Annotated in this window: 18 protein-coding genes and 2 tRNA genes; 7 read left to right on the top strand and 13 right to left on the bottom strand. The window is 32.5% G+C overall.

The annotated features are described in order from the left end of the window. Positions 1-2 precede the first annotated feature (2 nt). Positions 3-347 (top strand): SdpI family protein, encoded by a 345-nt coding sequence (locus DFQ07_RS04290; protein WP_133535046.1) that lies wholly within the window; start codon positions 3-5, stop codon positions 345-347. On the opposite strand, the gene DFQ07_RS04295 is transcribed toward DFQ07_RS04290, so the two are convergent. Next, entirely contained in the window at positions 348-1,025 is a 678-nt protein-coding gene (locus DFQ07_RS04295) for an SCO family protein (protein ID WP_133535047.1), read from the bottom strand. A 159-nt stretch (positions 1,026-1,184) separates the two neighbouring features. On the opposite strand from DFQ07_RS04295, the gene rseP reads away from it, so the two are divergent. Beyond that, positions 1,185-2,531 (top strand): RIP metalloprotease RseP, encoded by a 1,347-nt coding sequence (gene rseP / locus DFQ07_RS04300; protein ID WP_133535048.1) that lies wholly within the window; start codon positions 1,185-1,187, stop codon positions 2,529-2,531. A 78-nt stretch (positions 2,532-2,609) separates the two neighbouring features. Here the strand turns inward: rseP and DFQ07_RS04305 are convergent, their stop codons facing one another. The 4 genes from DFQ07_RS04305 to DFQ07_RS04320 all read right to left on the bottom strand — a co-directional run bounded on the left by DFQ07_RS04305 (position 2,610) and on the right by DFQ07_RS04320 (position 7,953). Beyond that, positions 2,610-4,418 carry a GNAT family N-acyltransferase gene (locus DFQ07_RS04305; protein WP_133535049.1) on the bottom strand — a complete coding sequence of 603 codons (1,809 nt, stop codon included), beginning with the start codon at positions 4,416-4,418 and terminating at the stop codon, positions 2,610-2,612. 45 nt (positions 4,419-4,463) lie between these two features. After that, positions 4,464-5,723 carry an aspartate kinase gene (locus DFQ07_RS04310; protein ID WP_133535050.1) on the bottom strand — a complete coding sequence of 420 codons (1,260 nt, stop codon included), beginning with the start codon at positions 5,721-5,723 and terminating at the stop codon, positions 4,464-4,466. Further along, positions 5,710-6,192, bottom strand: coding sequence for a GNAT family N-acetyltransferase (locus DFQ07_RS04315; protein WP_133535051.1), 483 nt, complete (start codon positions 6,190-6,192; stop codon positions 5,710-5,712). The genes DFQ07_RS04310 and DFQ07_RS04315 overlap by 14 nt, the downstream gene beginning before the upstream one ends. A 156-nt stretch (positions 6,193-6,348) precedes the next feature. Next, the gene (locus tag DFQ07_RS04320) at positions 6,349-7,953 is read right to left on the bottom strand and encodes a hypothetical protein (RefSeq protein ID WP_133535052.1); all 1,605 of its coding nucleotides are present in this window, start codon (positions 7,951-7,953) and stop codon (positions 6,349-6,351) included. A 174-nt stretch (positions 7,954-8,127) separates the two neighbouring features. On the opposite strand from DFQ07_RS04320, the gene fbp reads away from it, so the two are divergent. Both fbp and DFQ07_RS04330 read left to right on the top strand, forming a co-directional pair. After that, a complete protein-coding gene (fbp, locus tag DFQ07_RS04325) occupies positions 8,128-9,162 on the top strand; it encodes a class 1 fructose-bisphosphatase (RefSeq protein ID WP_133535053.1) in 1,035 nt (344 codons plus the stop codon). Positions 9,163-9,286: 124 nt separating this feature from the next. Beyond that, the gene (locus DFQ07_RS04330) at positions 9,287-9,895 is read left to right on the top strand and encodes a superoxide dismutase (protein ID WP_133535054.1); all 609 of its coding nucleotides are present in this window, start codon (positions 9,287-9,289) and stop codon (positions 9,893-9,895) included. A 50-nt stretch (positions 9,896-9,945) separates the two neighbouring features. On the opposite strand, the gene DFQ07_RS04335 is transcribed toward DFQ07_RS04330, so the two are convergent. The 4 genes from DFQ07_RS04335 to DFQ07_RS04350 form a co-directional block, all read right to left on the bottom strand. Beyond that, on the bottom strand, positions 9,946-10,431 hold the full coding sequence (locus DFQ07_RS04335; protein WP_133535055.1) for an acyl-CoA thioesterase: 486 nt from the start codon (positions 10,429-10,431) through the stop codon (positions 9,946-9,948). Positions 10,432-10,481: 50 nt separating this feature from the next. Next, a complete protein-coding gene (locus DFQ07_RS04340; RefSeq protein ID WP_133535056.1) occupies positions 10,482-11,075 on the bottom strand; it encodes a TetR/AcrR family transcriptional regulator in 594 nt (197 codons plus the stop codon). A gap of 124 nt (positions 11,076-11,199) precedes the next feature. Then, complete coding sequence (locus DFQ07_RS04345; protein WP_133535057.1) at positions 11,200-12,348, bottom strand: cystathionine gamma-synthase; 1,149 nt, start codon at positions 12,346-12,348, stop codon at positions 11,200-11,202. Between the two features lie 51 nt (positions 12,349-12,399). After that, complete coding sequence (locus tag DFQ07_RS04350) at positions 12,400-12,855, bottom strand: DinB family protein (protein ID WP_133535058.1); 456 nt, start codon at positions 12,853-12,855, stop codon at positions 12,400-12,402. Positions 12,856-12,975: 120 nt separating this feature from the next. Here DFQ07_RS04350 and DFQ07_RS04355 point away from each other — a divergent pair, with 120 nt between their 5' ends. After that, positions 12,976-13,323 (top strand): arsenate reductase family protein, encoded by a 348-nt coding sequence (locus tag DFQ07_RS04355; protein ID WP_133535059.1) that lies wholly within the window; start codon positions 12,976-12,978, stop codon positions 13,321-13,323. 90 nt (positions 13,324-13,413) lie between these two features. Here DFQ07_RS04355 and DFQ07_RS04360 read toward each other — a convergent pair whose 3' ends face one another. The 3 genes from DFQ07_RS04360 to DFQ07_RS04370 all read right to left on the bottom strand — a co-directional run bounded on the left by DFQ07_RS04360 (position 13,414) and on the right by DFQ07_RS04370 (position 14,220). Then, on the bottom strand, positions 13,414-13,896 hold the full coding sequence (locus DFQ07_RS04360; RefSeq protein ID WP_133535060.1) for a DUF4252 domain-containing protein: 483 nt from the start codon (positions 13,894-13,896) through the stop codon (positions 13,414-13,416). Positions 13,897-13,983: 87 nt separating this feature from the next. Further along, positions 13,984-14,054 (bottom strand) — tRNA-Gln (locus tag DFQ07_RS04365). 95 nt (positions 14,055-14,149) lie between these two features. Then, a tRNA-Gln gene (locus tag DFQ07_RS04370) sits at positions 14,150-14,220 on the bottom strand. A gap of 185 nt (positions 14,221-14,405) precedes the next feature. Between DFQ07_RS04370 and DFQ07_RS04375 the strand changes: the two genes are divergently transcribed. Together DFQ07_RS04375 and DFQ07_RS04380 are read left to right on the top strand one after the other, a co-directional pair. Then, entirely contained in the window at positions 14,406-17,519 is a 3,114-nt protein-coding gene (locus DFQ07_RS04375; RefSeq protein WP_133535061.1) for a DUF2723 domain-containing protein, read from the top strand. A 4-nt stretch (positions 17,520-17,523) separates the two neighbouring features. Next, positions 17,524-18,153 carry a polysaccharide deacetylase family protein gene (locus tag DFQ07_RS04380; protein ID WP_133535062.1) on the top strand — a complete coding sequence of 210 codons (630 nt, stop codon included), beginning with the start codon at positions 17,524-17,526 and terminating at the stop codon, positions 18,151-18,153. Here DFQ07_RS04380 and DFQ07_RS04385 read toward each other — a convergent pair. Continuing rightward, positions 18,150-18,443: a thioredoxin family protein gene (locus DFQ07_RS04385; protein ID WP_133535432.1), complete on the bottom strand. Its 294-nt coding sequence runs from the start codon at positions 18,441-18,443 to the stop codon at positions 18,150-18,152. The genes DFQ07_RS04380 and DFQ07_RS04385 overlap by 4 nt on opposite strands. Positions 18,444-18,481 lie beyond the last annotated feature (38 nt).

An 18,481-nucleotide genomic window follows, 5' to 3' on the forward strand; every position in this document is an offset into this window, starting at 1 on the left:
CCATGAACCCTTTTTATTACGTACTTTCAGTAAACGGATTGCTTTTTTTATTTAGTCTTATTTTTCATTTTTTCCCTCCAAAGAAAATCAATAGCATTTACGGTTACCGAACGAATAAAACGATGAAAAATGATATTATTTGGCAATTTGCCAATGCCTTTTTCACCAAAGAATTCTTAAAATATTCAGCTATTTCATTAGTTGCTGCTTTAGTGTTAGCTTACATGGTTAAAGAATTATCATGGCAACCAATGGCAATTATGCTATTATCGTTAGCTGTATCAGTTATTAAAACTGAACAAGAGATTAATAAGAATTTTGACGAAGAAGGAAAGAAACGTAAATAACTATTTTACGTATTCTTCCTTTAACAACGTAATATCATCAATAATTTTTTGCATGTTTTCTTTTTTGGTTCCATCATACGAACCTCTGATACGACCTTGTTTATCAATTAACACAAAGTTTTCGGTATGCACCCAATCATTTTCTCCTCCATCACCTTCATCTAAAACAGCAAAATAGTGTTTACGTGCTAAATTGTAAATGTGTTTTTTATCTCCTGTTGTAACATTCCATTTTCCATCAATCACTCCTTTTTCATCAGCATACTTTCGTAATTGTGGTACGCTATCCATTACTGGAGTTACTGAATGTGACAAAAACATGATATCATCATCATTTTTATAATGTTCTTGCAACTCACTCATATTATACGCCATCTGAATACATATGGTTTGGCAACGTGTAAAAAAGAAATCGGCTATATAAATTTTTCCTTTATAATCAGCATTGGTAACAGTATCACCGTTTTGATTAATCAAGGTAAACTCACCTACTCTATGATTTTTTGTTTTATTTCTTACTGATGCATCTACCAATTTAGGATTGAAATCAGCAGGGTTATATATAGGCAGTTTTTTATCAACTTTTACCAAATGATAATAAACTGGAACTCCAATAGCACAAAAAACTAAAAGAAAAATTAAGGTGCTTTTTGATTTTTTAAAGAATTTAATATCCACAGTACTAAAATTTTCTGCAAAAATACGACTAAAAACAAGCTTTATAAACGACTATACTAAAAAGTTTGTTAAAACCAAAGTTCAACTACAATACAAACTTTTAGAACTGTACTGAAAAACGTACATTTGTCAGATTTAAAATTTAGACAAACACCTTTTATGGAAATATTAATAAAAGCATCTCAATTTATTTTAAGCTTATCGCTCCTAATTGTTTTACACGAATTAGGACACTTTATTCCAGCTAAATTATTTAAAACCCGTGTAGAAAAGTTTTACTTATTTTTCGATTACAAATTCTCATTATTTAAAAAGAAAATAGGAGAAACTGTATATGGTATTGGTTGGATTCCGTTAGGAGGTTATGTAAAAATTGCAGGTATGATTGATGAAAGCATGGATACCGAACAAATGAAACAACCAGCACAACCTTGGGAATTTCGTTCTAAACCAGCATGGCAACGTTTAATAATTATGCTAGGTGGTGTTTTTGTAAACTTTGTTTTGGGTATATTAATTTACATCTGTTTGATGTGGGTATATGGAGAGAAGTACTTGCCTAACGAAAGTTTAAAAGATGGTGTTTGGGTACAAGATCAATTAGGAAAAGATTTAGGTTTAGAAACAGGAGATAAAATTTTAACTGTTGATGGACAAAAAATTGAAAAATTTAGAGAACTTCCTTTAGAGTTCATTAATGGAAATAACTATACGATAGAAAGAAACGGGACGGTTCTTGAAAAAGAGATTCCTACTGATTTTATTTCAAAACTAGTTGATAGAGGTAAAGATGCTGGACCGTTTATAAGCTACAGACAACCTTTTGTAATTGCGCAGATTCCTGAAGATTCTCCAAACAGTAAAAGTGGGCTACAAAAAAAGGATATTGTAACTGCTATCAATGGAGCTCCAACAACCTATTTTGACCAAGTTCAAGTTGAATTGGGGAACAATAAAGGGCAAGACATTAAGGTTACTGTAAAAAGAGGTGATAAAAATGTGGAAATTCCCGCAAAAGTAACCCAAGAAGGAAAATTAGGAGTTGCTGCTGCTGGTTTATCTTTACCTGATCTAGAAAAATTAGGATATTATAACTTAGCAGAAAAAAGCTATTCTTTTGGTGAAGCCATTCCTGCAGGAACTAACAAAGCTTGGACTACCTTAACCAACTACATTAAGCAAATGAAAAAGATTTTTAATCCAAGTACTGGTGCTTATAAAGGTTTAGGTGGGTTTATTTCTATTGGAAGTATTTTCCCTTCTGAATTTAGCTGGCAAACGTTTTGGAACATTACTGCCTTTTTATCTATCATGTTAGGGTTTATGAATTTGTTGCCAATTCCAGCATTAGATGGTGGTCATGTAATGTTTACCTTATGGGAAATGATAACGGGTAAAAAACCTGGTGATAAGTTCTTAGAATATGCTCAAATCACAGGATTTATCTTATTAATAGCATTGCTATTATTTGCTAACGGTAATGATTTGTTTAGGTTATTTAAGTAATCTATTATTAAATAATATATAAACAAAAAAGCATCGTACTAAGTACGATGCTTTTTTATTAGGTTTATTTTTTCAGAACTACTTATTCAAGTTTTCAGCGGCACGACGTTCTAACTCTGCCTGAAATTCTTCCATCACAGGCTTAACGGTACTTTCTGGTATATCTGCTACTTTGATGTACATTAATCCGTCTATTGCATTGTTAAACTTCGGATCTACATTAAACGCCACTAATCGTGCATTTTGCTTTACGTACTTCTTAATCAATACTGGAATGCGTAATTCTCCTGGTTCTAATTCATCGATAATCTTATCAAACTTTTGCATATCTGCCTCTGTCGCGTCAAATACAAAGTCTTTATCAGCATCTTTTAACTTTACCTTAAATTCTTTCTTAGGATGAATATACTGTGCCACGTACGGATCGTAGTAATGCGACTTCATAAACTCAATCATCAATGATTTTGAGAATTCTGAAAACTGATTACTAATACTTACTCCTCCCATTAAATATTTATGCTCAGGGTAACGTAAAGTAACATGCACAATTCCTTTCCATAATAAGAAAAGAGGCATTGGTTTTTGTTGATACTCTTTAATAATAAAAGCACGTCCCATTTCAATGGTTTTCTCCATCATAGGATATAATTCTGGTTCTATTCTAAACAAGGTTTGAATATAAAAACCATTTATTCCGTGTTTTTTAAAAATATCTTTCCCTAGGCCCATTCTATAAGCTCCAACCAATCTTTTTTGATCATTATCCCATAAAAATAAATGGTGGTAGTACTTATCAAACCTATCTAAATCAATCGTTTTATTTGTTCCTTCTCCTACTTCTCTAAACGTAATTTCTCGTAAACGCCCTACTTCATGTAAAATATTTGGAATCTCCTTAGCACTTGCAAAAAACACCTCATAATTCTTACTTTCTAATAACCTGCTTCCTTTTTCTCGTAAGGTATCTACTTCTTTTACAAATAAATCGGGAGATTTTTGAGAAGTAATTTTTTTAGCTTTCTTCGGAATTTTTAGATTTTGAGTTGACAAAATTTTTGGAGATGCTTTCTCATACGGATTTGCCAACATATATGTTTTTCTACGCAAAAATTGATAGAAATCAGGAATTTCAGCAAACGCATCTTGGTCTTTTACCGAAATAGGCTTACCAATTCTCACCTTAATAACTCTATGCTTTTGAGATAATAATTCTGATGGAAGCTTTGCTGTTCTAAGCGTATCACTAATTTTAGATAATGTATAAAACAGTTGACTGTTTTTAGCATGAAAATAGATAGGAATTACAGGCACCTTGGCTTTCTTAATCAAACGTACAGCTCCTTGCTCCCATTCTTTATCTACCACTAATTTTCCATCGCGATAGGTAGACACTTCTCCTGCTGGAAAAATCCCTAGAGGCTTTCCTTCTTGTAAGTGAGATAGTGCACTTTTTATACCTGTAACACTCGATTTTGCATCCTTATGATTTTCAAAAGGGTTTACAGGCATTACATAGGGCTTTAAAGGCTCTATTCGATGCAATAAAAAATTAGCAATTATCTTGTAATCGGCTCTGTGCTCTAACAAGAGTTTTAATAATAAAATACCATCTATTCCTCCTAACGGATGGTTAGAAATAGTAATAAACGGTCCTTCTTTAGGAATACGTTTTAAGTCTTCTTCAGGAATTTCAAACTCTATCTGAAACTCATTAAGCAGACCATTTAAAAAAGGTAAATCTTTTTTATGTTTATGCTTGTTATAAATTTCATTGGCAGTAGAAATTCGTAAAACTTTCATCAGCAACCAACCTGAAAACGTTCCGAAAACCCCGAACTTATCGGCTCCTATTGCTTTTGCAACTTCTTTAGGTGTTACTAATCCCATACACAGTTATCAATTGACATAACTGCAAATATAATTCATTTTTTGCTAGCTTTTCATGTTTTCTTGAATCACTAATTGTGCAGTTTCAGTATTAATTTGGCGAATGATTGATTTACCTCGTTTTCTAATAGTTTCTATGGCTTCATCATTAAAATGACGAATAGTAAACAACGTAGCATCCTTGTATGCCCTAATCTTATATGCTCCTTTTAAATCGTTGTAAAAGTCTTCAAAATTATTATACTTGTCTTCCACACAAACCGAAAAGCTAATTGCTGAGTTTTGTATTAAATTTACTTTTAGTTTATACTCATGTAGTTTTTTAAATACATCGCTAATATTATTTTCTACCATAAAAGAAAAATCTTTGGCTGATATCGCTACTAGAATTTGATTTTTCTTTACAATAAAACATGGAACTTCAGGTGTTATTTTCTTTCCTCTCCCAACACATGTTCCAGACTTGGTTACATCTTCAAATGAACGCACAAATAATGGAATATTCTTTTGCTCTAACGGCTGAATTGTTTTTGGGTGAATTACAGAGGCTCCGTAAAATGCCATTTCAATAGCTTCGATATACGAAATTTCTTGTAACAAAGCTGTTTCAGAAAATACTCTGGGGTCAGCATTTAGCACTCCTTGCACATCTTTCCATATCGTAACACTATCAGCATCTAAACAATAAGCAAAAACACCTGCTGTATAGTCCGACCCTTCTCTTCCAAGTGTTGTAGTTTCCTCTCCAAAACCTCCCAAAAATCCCTGGGTAATATTTAATTGAGAAACATCTACTTTTCCTTGAATTTGTCGTTCTGTTTGCTCCCAATTAATTTTCGCATCACGATAGTTTCCATCAGTTTTAATGTATTCTCTTACATCTAACCATTGGTTTTCTATTCCAATTTCAGATAAATAAGCGCTTACAATAGTAGTAGATAATAATTCTCCAAAACCTACCATTTGATCATATACATAATTGTAATCTTTGGATGTATTTCGAGCCATAAACCCACTCAACTCACCAAATAAATGATTTACCTTATTATATACCTCATGGTTTGGAGAAAACAGGTCATCTATCATTTGTTGATGGAAGTTCTCTACAAAGCTTAGGGCCTCATTAAAATCTTCTTTTTTATAAAAATAACCCTCAACCACACGTTCAAAAGCATTGGTCATTTTTCCCATGGCAGAAATCACTACTAATGTATTTTCTGTTCCTTCATGCTGCAACACCTGTGCAACGTTTTTTACTCCATCTGCATCTTTTACTGATGCTCCTCCAAACTTAAATATTCTCATTACAAAATTGTTGTAAGTTTTGTTCATTCATATGGCATACTCTCCACTCGTCGTATACCGTTGCTCCTGTACTTTTATAAAAATCAACAGCTCCTTTATTCCAATCTAACACCTCCCAAGCTACTCTTTTACATCCATTTTCATAAGCGTAGTTAAGCACCGATGTATACAATGCTTTTCCTGCTCCAATTCCTCTTCTAGATTGTGTTACCATCAAATCTTCTAAGTGAATTGCCTTTCCTTTCCATGTAGAATAGCGTTCGTAAAACAATGCCATCCCTATAACTTTATTATTCTCTTCAGCTACAAAGGTTTTAAATTTAGGTGTATCTGAAAAACCATCTTTAATGATGTCTTCAACCGTAACCTCAACCGCATTCGGTTCCTTTTCAAAAACAGCTAACTCAATAATTAAATCTAAAATAGCTTGCGCGTCTTTTTGTTCTCCTGCTCTAATAATAAAACTCATTTCTTAATTTTTGGGTAAAGATACTTCTCTTAAAATATTCTGTTAAAACAAATAAAAAATTAAAACACATCATATTTTTTTGTTGAATTTTCAATTCTAAGATATAAAAAAAGCAACCTTAAAAAGGTTGCTTTTAACTTTATTGCCTGTTGGCTTTTATTTTGATACTTGGTCTCCTCCACAATTAGTTAGCTCTTCGCAAAACTTCACTAAGCTTTCCTCTGTATTTTTATAAGCTTTTGATTTTGCTTTTTGGGCTACCGAAGGACAATCTTTAGCTAGTTTAGCTAAATTTTTATTGAATCCAAACACAAAGCCCATTCCCGAAGTAGACTTTCCTTTTTCACTTCCTGTAGGAAGAATTACTAATTCTTTGTTGTTAAACTTGTATAATCCTATTTTGTCTGATTCGAAAAGTACTTTACACAATTTACCAGAAGCCCCTCCTAAAGCTGCTTGACCTAAATCAACTGATCCCGATTTAACTGAAGATTCTTTAAACTTAATACTTTTATATCGAGTTCCATCTATAAATAAAACTTCTTTACACTTACTCGCTTTTGTAGTTAATACACCCACTAACTCCCCTTTACTATCTAACTGAACTGTTTTAATTGTATGGCCTATTTTTGAGATATCTTCATTATTAACATTAACAAAAAGTGTATCGTTCTTAGCAGAAACTAAATATGCCTTTTGTAACTCTAAACTGATTTTATTTTCTTTTGATTGTTCTTCTTCTACCACTTCTGCTATTTCTTCCTCATTTCTAAGGTCTTCTGTAAGCACTTCCATATGACGTGAAGTCATTTGATTTCTCTTTAAAGTCTCAATAAGGCTCTCAGCAGATTTAATTAAATATTTACCGTCAGACTTATCATAATCGTTATCAATTATTTTCTGAGCATACTCTTTTGTCTTTTCAGGCATATCTAAATAATAGTACATTTTTGCTATGTTATAATAACTAGCATACCTTACTTTTCTTAACTTACGCTTTTTCCCTTCAAACCTTGGAACAACATCATTAAAATAAGCAATTACAGGCTCTAGTTCTTTAGCTATTTTATCTGTGGGCTCATCATATTTCATTTTCTCAAAAGCTTCTTTTACTTTTTGGAACGCCTCGTGATGCTTTGCATATTCTGGATGTCTCTTAGAGCCTAAAATCCATAAATACTTATTTTCAGAATAAGGCACATAACCATACTTATCATTTAAATGTGCCTTCACTCTGTTTTTGATGGTAGCCTTATGCTTAGATGCATGGTTATTTTTAATATCGTATTTGTTATTAGCATAATGTCTTTCTGCCTTATAGTAGCTAGAAAAAGCGTCACTTACATAATCTGAACTTTCTTGAAACGCTTTATTATAACTTTCTTTCGTTAAAGCATTAATAACCGTAATTCCTGCACTTGAAGTAAATCTAGCCTTAGCTTTGTATGTGTACCATGTAGAGGTTACATTTCCATCTTTATCTTTCTTTTCGTGCTTAATTTTATCAATCTTTGCATTGGTTATTGTTGTACCGCTAAAATTGTAATCAATATCTAATGTCCCTGGGTTATTCACTCTTGAAAACCCTTCTATTGCCACTTCTCTAAGGTTAATAGAGTATGTTCTTTTATCGTTCTCTAATATAGGATTTTCAGGAAGTTGCACGTAGGAAACCTTGAAATATTCTTTATCTAAATCAGCACTTTGAGCAAAAGAATTAGCGTATGATATGAACGCTACTATGAGTAATAATTTTTTCATATAATTTTAAGTTTTTTTTTAACAACTGCGAATATAGATAAAATACATTGTTTATTTAATATAAAAACTAATTGGCTATTCACAATTTATAAAATGTATGAAAATAAATTTTCTAAATCGTTGTAGGTACCCTAAAAAGTTGGCATCTTTGTACGCGCAACACAAATATTTAACATGGACAACAAGCACATGACTCTTGGTGAGTTTATCATCAGTAAACAAAAAGATTTTAAATATTCTTCTGGTGAATTATCTCGTTTAATAAATTCTATTCGTTTAGCTGCTAAAGTAGTAAATCACGAAATTAGAAAAGCTGGATTGGTTGATATTACAGGAGCTGCTGGTGATATTAACGTACAAGGTGAAGCACAGCAAAAACTAGATGTTTTAGCGAATGATTTGTTTAAACAAACATTGATTAATCGTGAAATTGTTTGTGGTATTGCTAGTGAAGAGGAAGACGACTTTGTAATTGTTGAAGGTCAAAACAAAGCTAACGAGAACAAATATGTGTTGTTAATGGATCCTTTAGACGGATCATCTAACATTGATGTAAACGTATCTGTTGGAACTATTTTTTCTATTTACCGAAGAATTTCTCCTGTTGGAACTCCTGTTACCAAAGAAGATTTCTTACAAAAAGGTAGTGAGCAAGTAGCTGCAGGGTATGTTGCTTACGGTACCTCAACCATGTTAGTTTTTACAACTGGTAATGGAGTGAATGGATTTACCTTAAACCCTGCCATTGGTACTTTTTACTTATCGCACCCAAATATGCAGTTTGCAGAAATAGGTAGAATTTATTCAGTAAGTGAAGGATATTTTACCCATTTTCAAGAAGGAATGAAACGTTTCTTGGTGTATTGTAAAGAATTAAACGAAGCTGATAATCGTCCGTATACAGCACGTTACATCGGCTCATTGGTTTCAGATTTTCATAGAAACATGATTAAAGGTGGCGTATATATTTATCCGGCCACAGCCATAACCCCTAAAGGAAAGTTACGTTTATTGTACGAATGTAATCCTATGGCTTTTATTTGTGAACAAGCAGGTGGAAAAGCTTCTGATGGTTTTACAAGAATTATGGACATTAAACCTACCGAACTACACCAACGTGTACCTTTTTATTGTGGTAGTATACAAATGGTTGAAAAAGCTGAAGAATTTATGAATGAATTTTCTGCTGATGATAAACCAACATACTAAAGAATAATTATTATTTATACTCAAATAAATTATCCATAAGGCAAACAGTTGTTTGCCTTATTTTTTTGGATTAAATTTACATTCGGAAAAACGAAAAAATTAATCTATTAAAAAACAAATAATTATGGCTTTTAACTTACCAGAATTAGGATACGCTTACGACGCTTTAGAACCACATATAGATGCTAGAACTATGGAGATTCACCATACTAAGCACCACAACGGATATACAAACAACTTAAACAATGCAATCGCAGGTACAGATTTAGAAGGAAAATCTATTGAAGATATTTTAACTAATTTAGATATGAACAATGCTGCTGTTCGTAATAACGGAGGTGGTTTTTATAACCACTCTTTATTCTGGACAGTAATGAACCCAGAAGATAGAGGATATTTATCTGGAGAATTAAAAGATGCTATCGATGCTGAATTCGGATCGAAAGAAGCGTTTATTGATGCTTTTTCTAAAGCAGCTGCTACTCAATTTGGTTCAGGGTGGGCTTGGTTATGTGTACACAAAGGAGGAAAAGTAGAAGTTTGCTCTACTCCTAACCAAGACAACCCATTAATGCCAGGTGTTACTTGTGGCGGAACTCCTATCTTAGGATTAGATGTTTGGGAACACGCTTATTACTTAAACTACCAAAACCGTCGTCCTGATTACATTGAGGCTTTCTTTAAAGTAATCAACTGGAACGAAGTAGAAAGAAGATATGCAGCAGCTAAATAATTTTAGCTTTTGCGATAAATAAAAAAGACCTGCATTTTGCAGGTCTTTTTTTATACAGCTTTCTGTAATCGAAAACTTTTTGTTCTTTCTTCAAAACTTGTTTGTTCTACTGGTAGAACAGCATTTTCAAACAACTCCAATAAATCTTCTGAGTGTTTTGCCGAAGTTAATTTTATCAAATCAAAATACACAAAAGAACTCCAAAGTATCGCTTTCAATTCTGTCTTATTTTCATTCCACATTCTAATTTCTACCAATAAGTTTTTAGCTCCATAATGAATTAACTGCGAATCTATCGTTACCGTTTCCATTAAGGTTGCTGGCTTTAAATACGCTATTTGATGTGAACCTACTACCCAACTCTTTCCTCTTTCTTTTCCATGTTGGTAAATATCTAAATTGTAATTAGCAATCAACTGATCTTCTCTAGCATTAATAAGATAATTGAAATAGGAAGCATTATTTAAGTGATTAAAAGGATCGCAATCTTGAAATCTAATTTTTATTTTGCTTTCTAAAATTTTTGGGATTTCCATACTGTAAAATTTAAAATATACCAATTGGTATATTAATGGTTAAAAAAATATTATTTCTGTAATTCTTGTTTTATTATTTGCTGTAATACTGTAGATACATCTTTTAAGTAACTTTCATCATTCATAATATGTGTCATATACACCGCTCCTTCAATCATATAAAAAAAGCGTTTAGCGTATAGCATACTATCTATTGAATTTTTAATTTCATCAGTTTCTTTTGCTCTTTCAATTAGCAGAGAAAACTTCTCTAAAATCCTGTGATTATACGATTGAACCAATTGAGCAATTACCTTATTTTGATTGTTAGCATCTACACCGATATTTAAAATAGGACAACCCCCAAATTGCTTATTGTATTCATAATAACCTTCATAAAAAAGTGCCACGTTAAGTAACATTTTTAAAGGTGTCTCACCCTTATTAACAGTTTCATTAAGGTCTTTTAGTACTTTTCTTACTGAAAACTTAAACGATTCTATAGCTAATTCTTCTTTGTTTTCAAAATGTCCATAAATAGCTCCTTTAGTCAAACCTGTAGCCTCAGTAATTTTAGATAAGCTCATGGCTGCATAACCATTCTTATTAAAAATAGGAGCCACTGTTTCTATTATAAAAGCCTTTGTTCTTTCTGATTTAGACATTTTTCAAAAAAGTTTGAGATACAAATATATATAAAATATACTGAACGGTATATTTTATATTGATGGTATAAAAAAACCCAAAGGTTATATACTTCGGATTTTTTCATTTTTTGTTTTTTATTATTTATTTAGATAGCGCTTGTTCTAAATCGGCTAATAAATCGTCTATATCTTCTACTCCAACACTTAATCGTATTAAAGAGTCAGTAATCCCAATTTTTAAACGTTCTGCTTCAGGAATTGAAGCATGTGTCATTGTTACCGGGTGACTTACCAAACTTTCTACACCACCTAACGATTCAGCCAGGGTAAAAATTTTAGTGTTTTCTAAAAAAGTTAAAGCTGCTTGTTTACTCTGATCTTTTAAACGGAAAGAAACCATGCCTCCAAAATCATTCATTTGCTTTTTAGCTACTTCATAATTTGGATGGTTTTTCAACCCTGGATAAAACACTCTCTCTACTTTTGGATGCTCCTCTAAATATTCAGCAACTGCTTTTCCATTTTCACAATGACGTTGCATACGTAAGTGTAAGGTTTTTATTCCACGTAGAGCTAGAAACGAATCCATAGGTCCAGCAATCGCACCCGCAGCAAACTGTATAAAATGTAATTCTTCCGCTAATTGAGCATCTTTAACCATTAAAGCTCCCATTACCAAATCAGAATGTCCTCCTAAATATTTGGTAGCTGAATGCATTACAATATCAACTCCTAAATCTAACGGACGCTGTAAGTAGGGAGTTGCAAATGTATTGTCTACAGCTACTAGAATGTCAGTATTTTTTGCTTTTACAGCTTTGGTTATTTCCTCAATATCTGCAATTTTCATTAGCGGATTTGTGGGAGTTTCCAACCAAATCAGCTTTGTTTTATCAGAAATTGCTTTGATTACATTGCCAACTTCATTCATATCAACATACCGAAATTTCAATCCGTATTTTTCAAACATGTTGGTAAACATACGATACGTCCCTCCGTAAATATCATCTCCTGCAATTACCTCATCACCTGAATTCAAAGTTCGTAATACACAATCAATTGCTGCTAAACCAGAGGAAAAAGCAAATCCATGTGTTCCGTTTTCAAGAGATGCAAAAGCTTTTTCTAAAGCAGTACGTGTAGGGTTAGCTGCTCGTGAATACTCATATCCTTTGTTTACCCCTGGGCTTGATTGCGCATAGGTTGACGTTTGAAATATGGGAGGCATTACCGAACCTGTTGCTTCTTCATGCTGTTGACCCCCATGTATGGTTTTCGTATTGAATTTCATCTATTGACATTTATTGTTTTTCATCTGAATGAATGTCGAATTCACGAGTTTTTACACCAATTTGGTCAAATTCATGATAACTCCTAAATGCATTCCTTCGTGTAAGTTATTAAAAGTCATAGCGCTTTCAAAAGAATCTATCACAAAACCTGTACTCGTTTCGTACTCTTGATATTCTTTAAAAATTCCTTCTTCATAATCTTCTTGTAAGGTATCTGGCAATCCAATTAACAACTCTTTTACTTCTTCAAATTCTTCTTCAGTAAAATCTTTGGTAGGAAAGGTTCCTTTTCTGTATCCTTCTATTAACTCATCAGGTGCCAAACAATCCAATCCAGATAATTTGTAATGTAATAATTGCTGTGTAACTACTAAGTGTGCTACATTCCAAGCAATATTGTTGTTGAATCCTTCTGGAATTACATGTAACTGTTCGTGTGATAAACCTTCTATTCTTTTTAAAACTAAGTCTCTTGATTTTTTTAAAACTTCAAATTGTTTGTTCATTTTTCTACTTATTTTAGCTATTTCAAAGATACCTATTTAGCCATGAAAACCTACAATGAGTGTTTGTTATTTAATGGTTAAAACTAATCGCTATAACCAATACAATAAAAGCTTACATACATGAAGAAAGTTTATTTTTTACAAACCTGTGATACTTGCCGTAGAATTTTAAAAGAAGTGAATCTAGACGGTTTTGAAAAGCAAGAAATAAAAACCAATCCTATTACTGTTTCTCAATTAGAAGAAATGCGTGCTTTAACCGACAGTTACGAAAGCTTATTTAACAAGAGAGCAAAACTGTATAAAGAAATGGACTTAAAAAATCAAGATGTTAGTGAAGCAGACTATCGTCAGTATATTTTAGACGAATACACTTTTTTAAAACGTCCCGTTTTTATTGTTGACGATCAAATTTTTATTGGAAACAGTAAAACGGTAGTAGAAAGCTTAAAAGCATTGCTTAGTTAATAAAAAAACTCCGACATTATCAGTCGGAGTTTTCTATAATACTAATTTATATGCCTCCCTTCGGCTACGCTCAAGGAACTCAGAAATCTTTTAATTTGAAGCTATGCTTTTGCTTTTGGTAGATGCTTCTACCATAGCTGATAATTCATCCATCGTAAGGTTGGTTTTAATTCCTAATAAAACTAACTCGTCGCTCTTATTATATACATTCACAATAATTTCTTTGATACGATCTTTTGTTTCTCTAAAATACACTGTAACTCTTTCGTTACCATCCTTAACTCTTACTAAAGTTTTCAATTTATTTCTTCGTGCAAATTTTTTAAAATCTTTTTGTACTGAAGCCATATTATTATTGAACACCATGATTTTATAGTTTTTAGATTTCTTTAAGAAAACCCCAAACTCATCAGTATCTTCATCAGAGATGAACATATTAGCAAAAAAACTAGGAATATTTAAAGATACCTCTGCTCTATCTTTATTAGATTGATAAAATGTTTTAAAATTTTCTTTTTGTGCAAAAGAACTTAACACAAAAAAGCAGAAAAAGATGGTTGCAATTCGTTTCATAATAAAAGTGTTTTAATTGAAGACGACTACTACGTGAATTTGTTGCAAATAAAAAAAGCCTTAACTTATTCAGTTAAGACTTTTTAGTTGGCCCACAAGGACTCGAACCTTGAATATCGGTACCAAAAACCGGTGTGTTACCATTACACCATGGGCCAATGTTTACAGTGCAAATATAAAAACAAAGTTTTATATTTAGAAATCATTAAACACTTTTTATAAAAAAATCCTCACGAAGTTCGTAAGGATTTTGTTGGCCTACAAGGACTCGAACCTTGAATATCGGTACCAAAAACCGGTGTGTTACCATTACACCATAGGCCAATTGCTTATTGCGGGTGCAAATATAATACAAACTTTTATTTTGACAAATTTTTTGTGTTTTTTTTCATTTAACACAACTTTATATCAGTTCTCGAGTTATGAATTTACTCAAAATTATATTTTTGTTATCAACAAAAAATCATAAGTAATTAATACATTCGTACTTTATATCTAGATAAAAAACTATGACTGAGTTTAACTATAAAAAATGGAACATCATTTTAGGATGGGTTTCATTTGCAGTAGCGTTAATCACTTATACTCTAACCCTTGAACCTACAGTAAGCTCTTGGGATTGTGGAGAATACATATCAACCGCAGTAAATTTAGAAGTAGGACACCCTCCTGGGGCTCCTTTATTCCAAATGCTGGGTGCCTTTTTTGCTATGTTCAGTAGCGACCCTAGTCAATGGGCTAGAATGGTCAACTTTATGTCAGGATTAGCTAGTGCTTTTACCATTTTATTTATGTTCTGGACCATTACCAATTTGGCTAGAAAAATGGCTGTAAAAAATGGGAAATTTAGTAAAAATGAGGCAATCGCTGTATTAGGTAGTGGATTAGTAGGTGCTTTAGCATATACGTTTTCTGATAGCTTTTGGTTTAGTGCAGTGGAGGGTGAAGTATACGCTATGTCATCTTTCTTAATGGCACTACTATTCTGGTTAGGGTTACGTTGGGAAAGTGAACTAAACACTCCTAGAGGGAATAAATGGTTAGTACTAATCAGTTTTGTAGTAGGATTGTCTTTTGGAGTACACATCTTGTCATTACTAGTAATTCCTTCCATTGTTTTATTGTATTTCTTCAAAACATATAAAGACATCACAGTAAAAACAACAGCGATTGCAACCCTAGTTGCTATATTAGTTTTAGCCTTTGTATTCAAGTTCCTATTCCCTTTTACCTTAGAATTCTTTAGTGTTACCGAATTATTTTTCATCAATCAAATAGGATTGCCATATAATTCAGGAACTATCATTGCGGGACTTATTTTAATTGGGCTCTTCTTTTTCGGATTAAAATACACACGTAAAAAGAACTTTGTTACAGCAAATACATTGATATTATCTGTGTTGTTTATCATGATTGGGTTTTCGTCTTGGTTAATGTTACCAATACGTGCGAATGCTGACACCATCATTAATGAAAATAATCCATCGAGCGCGCGTGAATTATTAGCTTACTATAATCGTGAACAATATGGCGATGCTAATGTTTTTTACGACAATTACTATTCTGTAGCTAAGGATAGAGAACAAGATCCTGACAATCCTTATAAAGATGATAAACCTAAGTACGAAAAAATAGATGGCAAGTATGTTATTGTTAATAAATATAAAAACGTACTTCCTAATTATTCAAGCAAACACAAAGGATTTATTCCTCGTATGGTAAATCCTGCTTCTGAGCAACAATACAAAAGTATTGCTGGAATTCCTGCTCGTAGTAAAAGACGTCCTACCTTTATAGAAAATATGAAGTTCATGATTGATTATCAATTTGGCTATATGTACGGGCGTTATTTTATGTGGAATTTCGTTGGACGTCAGAACGATATTCAAGGACACTTAGATATTGAAAACGGTAACTGGTTAAGTGGTATTAAATTTATTGATGAAGCTCGTTTAGGCTCTCAAGAGAACTTACCAGATAACATCAAGAATAACAAAGGACGTAACACTTACTTCTTTTTACCTTTTCTTTTAGGTATTCTCGGTTTGTTATACCAACTTAACAAAGACAAAAAGAATTTTTATGCACTAACCCTATTTTTTGTATTCACTGGGTTTGCTATTATATTTTACACCAATCCTAAACCGTTCGAGCCACGTGAACGTGATTATGCCGTAGTTGGTTCGTTTTATGTATTTGCTATATGGATTGGTTTTGGGGTTCTTGCCTTATATGATTATTTTAAAAAGTATACCAACAAACAAGTAGTAGCTATCGCAGTTTCTGTAGTTTCGTTATTAGCTGTTCCTACTTTAATGGGCTTTCAAAACTGGGATGATCACGATAGATCTGATCGTTATTTAGCACAACTGAATGCACAAACCTATTTAGAAAGTTGCGACCCGAATGCTATCCTTTTTACGATTGGTGATAACGACACCTTCCCGCTATGGTACATGCAACAAGTAGAAGGAATCCGTAGAGATATTAAAATTGTAAATACAAGTCTTTTTCAAACAGATTGGTATATCGACCAAATGAAAAAGAAAACTTATGATGCTGACCCTATTCCGTCGCAGTTGACACACGATCAATATAAATACGGAACCTTAGACGTAGCATACTATTATCCTATACCACAATTAAAAGATTCTATTCTTTCTTTAAACGATTTTATGCGTTGGATTGCTAGTGATAATGACGCAACCTATTTAGAAACAGGAGAGGATTCGAAAGAAAAATTCTATCCTACTAACAGAATTCGTATTCCTGTAAACAAAGAAAATGTTTTGAAAACGGGATTAGTAGCGCAAAAAGATGCTGATAAAATTGTAGATCATATAGACATTACTGTTGATTCTCAAGGGCTATCAAAAGCGAGACTTTTAATGTTAGACATTTTAAACAACTTCGACTGGAAACGTCCAATTTATTTTACTGGTGGTGCCAATGCTGATGAAGAATACATCTGGTTAAAAGATTATTTACAATTAGACGGAATGGCCTACAAACTAGTGCCTATTAAAACCTCTAACCAAGGAAAAACAATTTTTGACATGGGACGTATAGACCCAGAAAAAATGTACGCTAATGTTAAAAAATGGGATTGGAAAACCATTAACAACGGTGAAATATACTTAGATGAACAAAGTAAACGAAATTCAATTTCATTGCGCAACAATTTGATTCGTTTATCAGAAGAGTTTTTACAAGAAGGAGACTCTTTAAAAGCTAAAGAGGTATTAGATTTATCATTACATAAAATGCCTATTAAAGATTTTGACCACTACAATTTCTCTTTAGGTTACCCAGAATTATATTATCGTATTGGTGATATTGATAAAGCGCGTGAAACTGCTGAAACTTTGGCAGACATTTTCAAACAAAAACTTCAGTATTACAGTACTTTTAAAGGAAATGACATTGAGTTGATTATCGATAATTTAGAAACAACTTTGTATATGTATCAAAATTTAGTTCAGCAAGTTACTCGATACGACAAAGACGAATCCTACGGTAAAAAAGTTTTTGAAGACTATATAACACATGCTCGTTTATTTAGTCATTTAATGCCTGATGAAGAACCTGAGTTACCTCAAGGGCTAGATACTATTAAACCTTAATTTAATGAGGTTCTATTTTATAAAAACACCACGTATACTTAAACAACTGCTTTCTAAGTATACGTGGTCTTTTTTTTCTGATAAAAAGGAAATCTACCTCACTTTTGATGATGGCCCTATACCTGAAGTCACTGAATTTGTACTTGAACAGCTTCAACAATTCAATGCAAAAGCTACCTTTTTTTGTATTGGTGATAATATTCAAAAACACCCATCTATTTTTTCAAGAATTGTTAATGAAGGGCATTCGGTAGGAAACCACACTTTTAATCATTTAAATGGCTGGAAAAGTAGCAATACTACTTATTATGAAAACATTGATAAATGTGAGAGCTTATTAAGTAATCAGAAGACAAAACTTTTTAGACCTCCCTATGGAAAAATCAAAAACAGTCAAGCTAAGCAATTGATAGTAAAAGGTTATAAAATTATTATGTGGGATGTATTATCGGCTGATTTTGACAAAAGTATTTCGAAGGAAAATTGTTTGCAAAATGTGCTTAGAAATACGCAAAACGGAAGCATCGTCGTTTTTCACGACAGTATAAAAGCTAGTGATAAGCTATATTATACACTACCTATACTACTACAAGAATTTTCAGGAAGAGGTTATGAATTCAAGGTGATAACTTAAACGTATTGTTGTACCAAACCTATTAATGTATTCGCATCCTGCTCACCTGTTTGACGCCACTTCATCTCGCCATTTTTATAAATCATAAATGTCGGATTTCCTTTTACACGCAAAGCCTCAGCAAGAACTTCATTCTTTTTAATATCTATCTTGATAACTTTTGCTTTGTCTCCTAAAGCAGCAGCAACATCACGAAGTGTGTCTAAACTAGGTTCTAGCTCACTCCAATCTGCATAAAAATCAATTAACACTGGTTTGTTAATACTTATAATTTCACCAAACTTTGTCATCTTTTGCATAAGTTTTATCAGTAAGGAGTCTAAAATTA

The organism is Tenacibaculum caenipelagi, from assembly GCF_004363005.1.
Classification (GTDB): domain Bacteria; phylum Bacteroidota; class Bacteroidia; order Flavobacteriales; family Flavobacteriaceae; genus Polaribacter; species Polaribacter caenipelagi.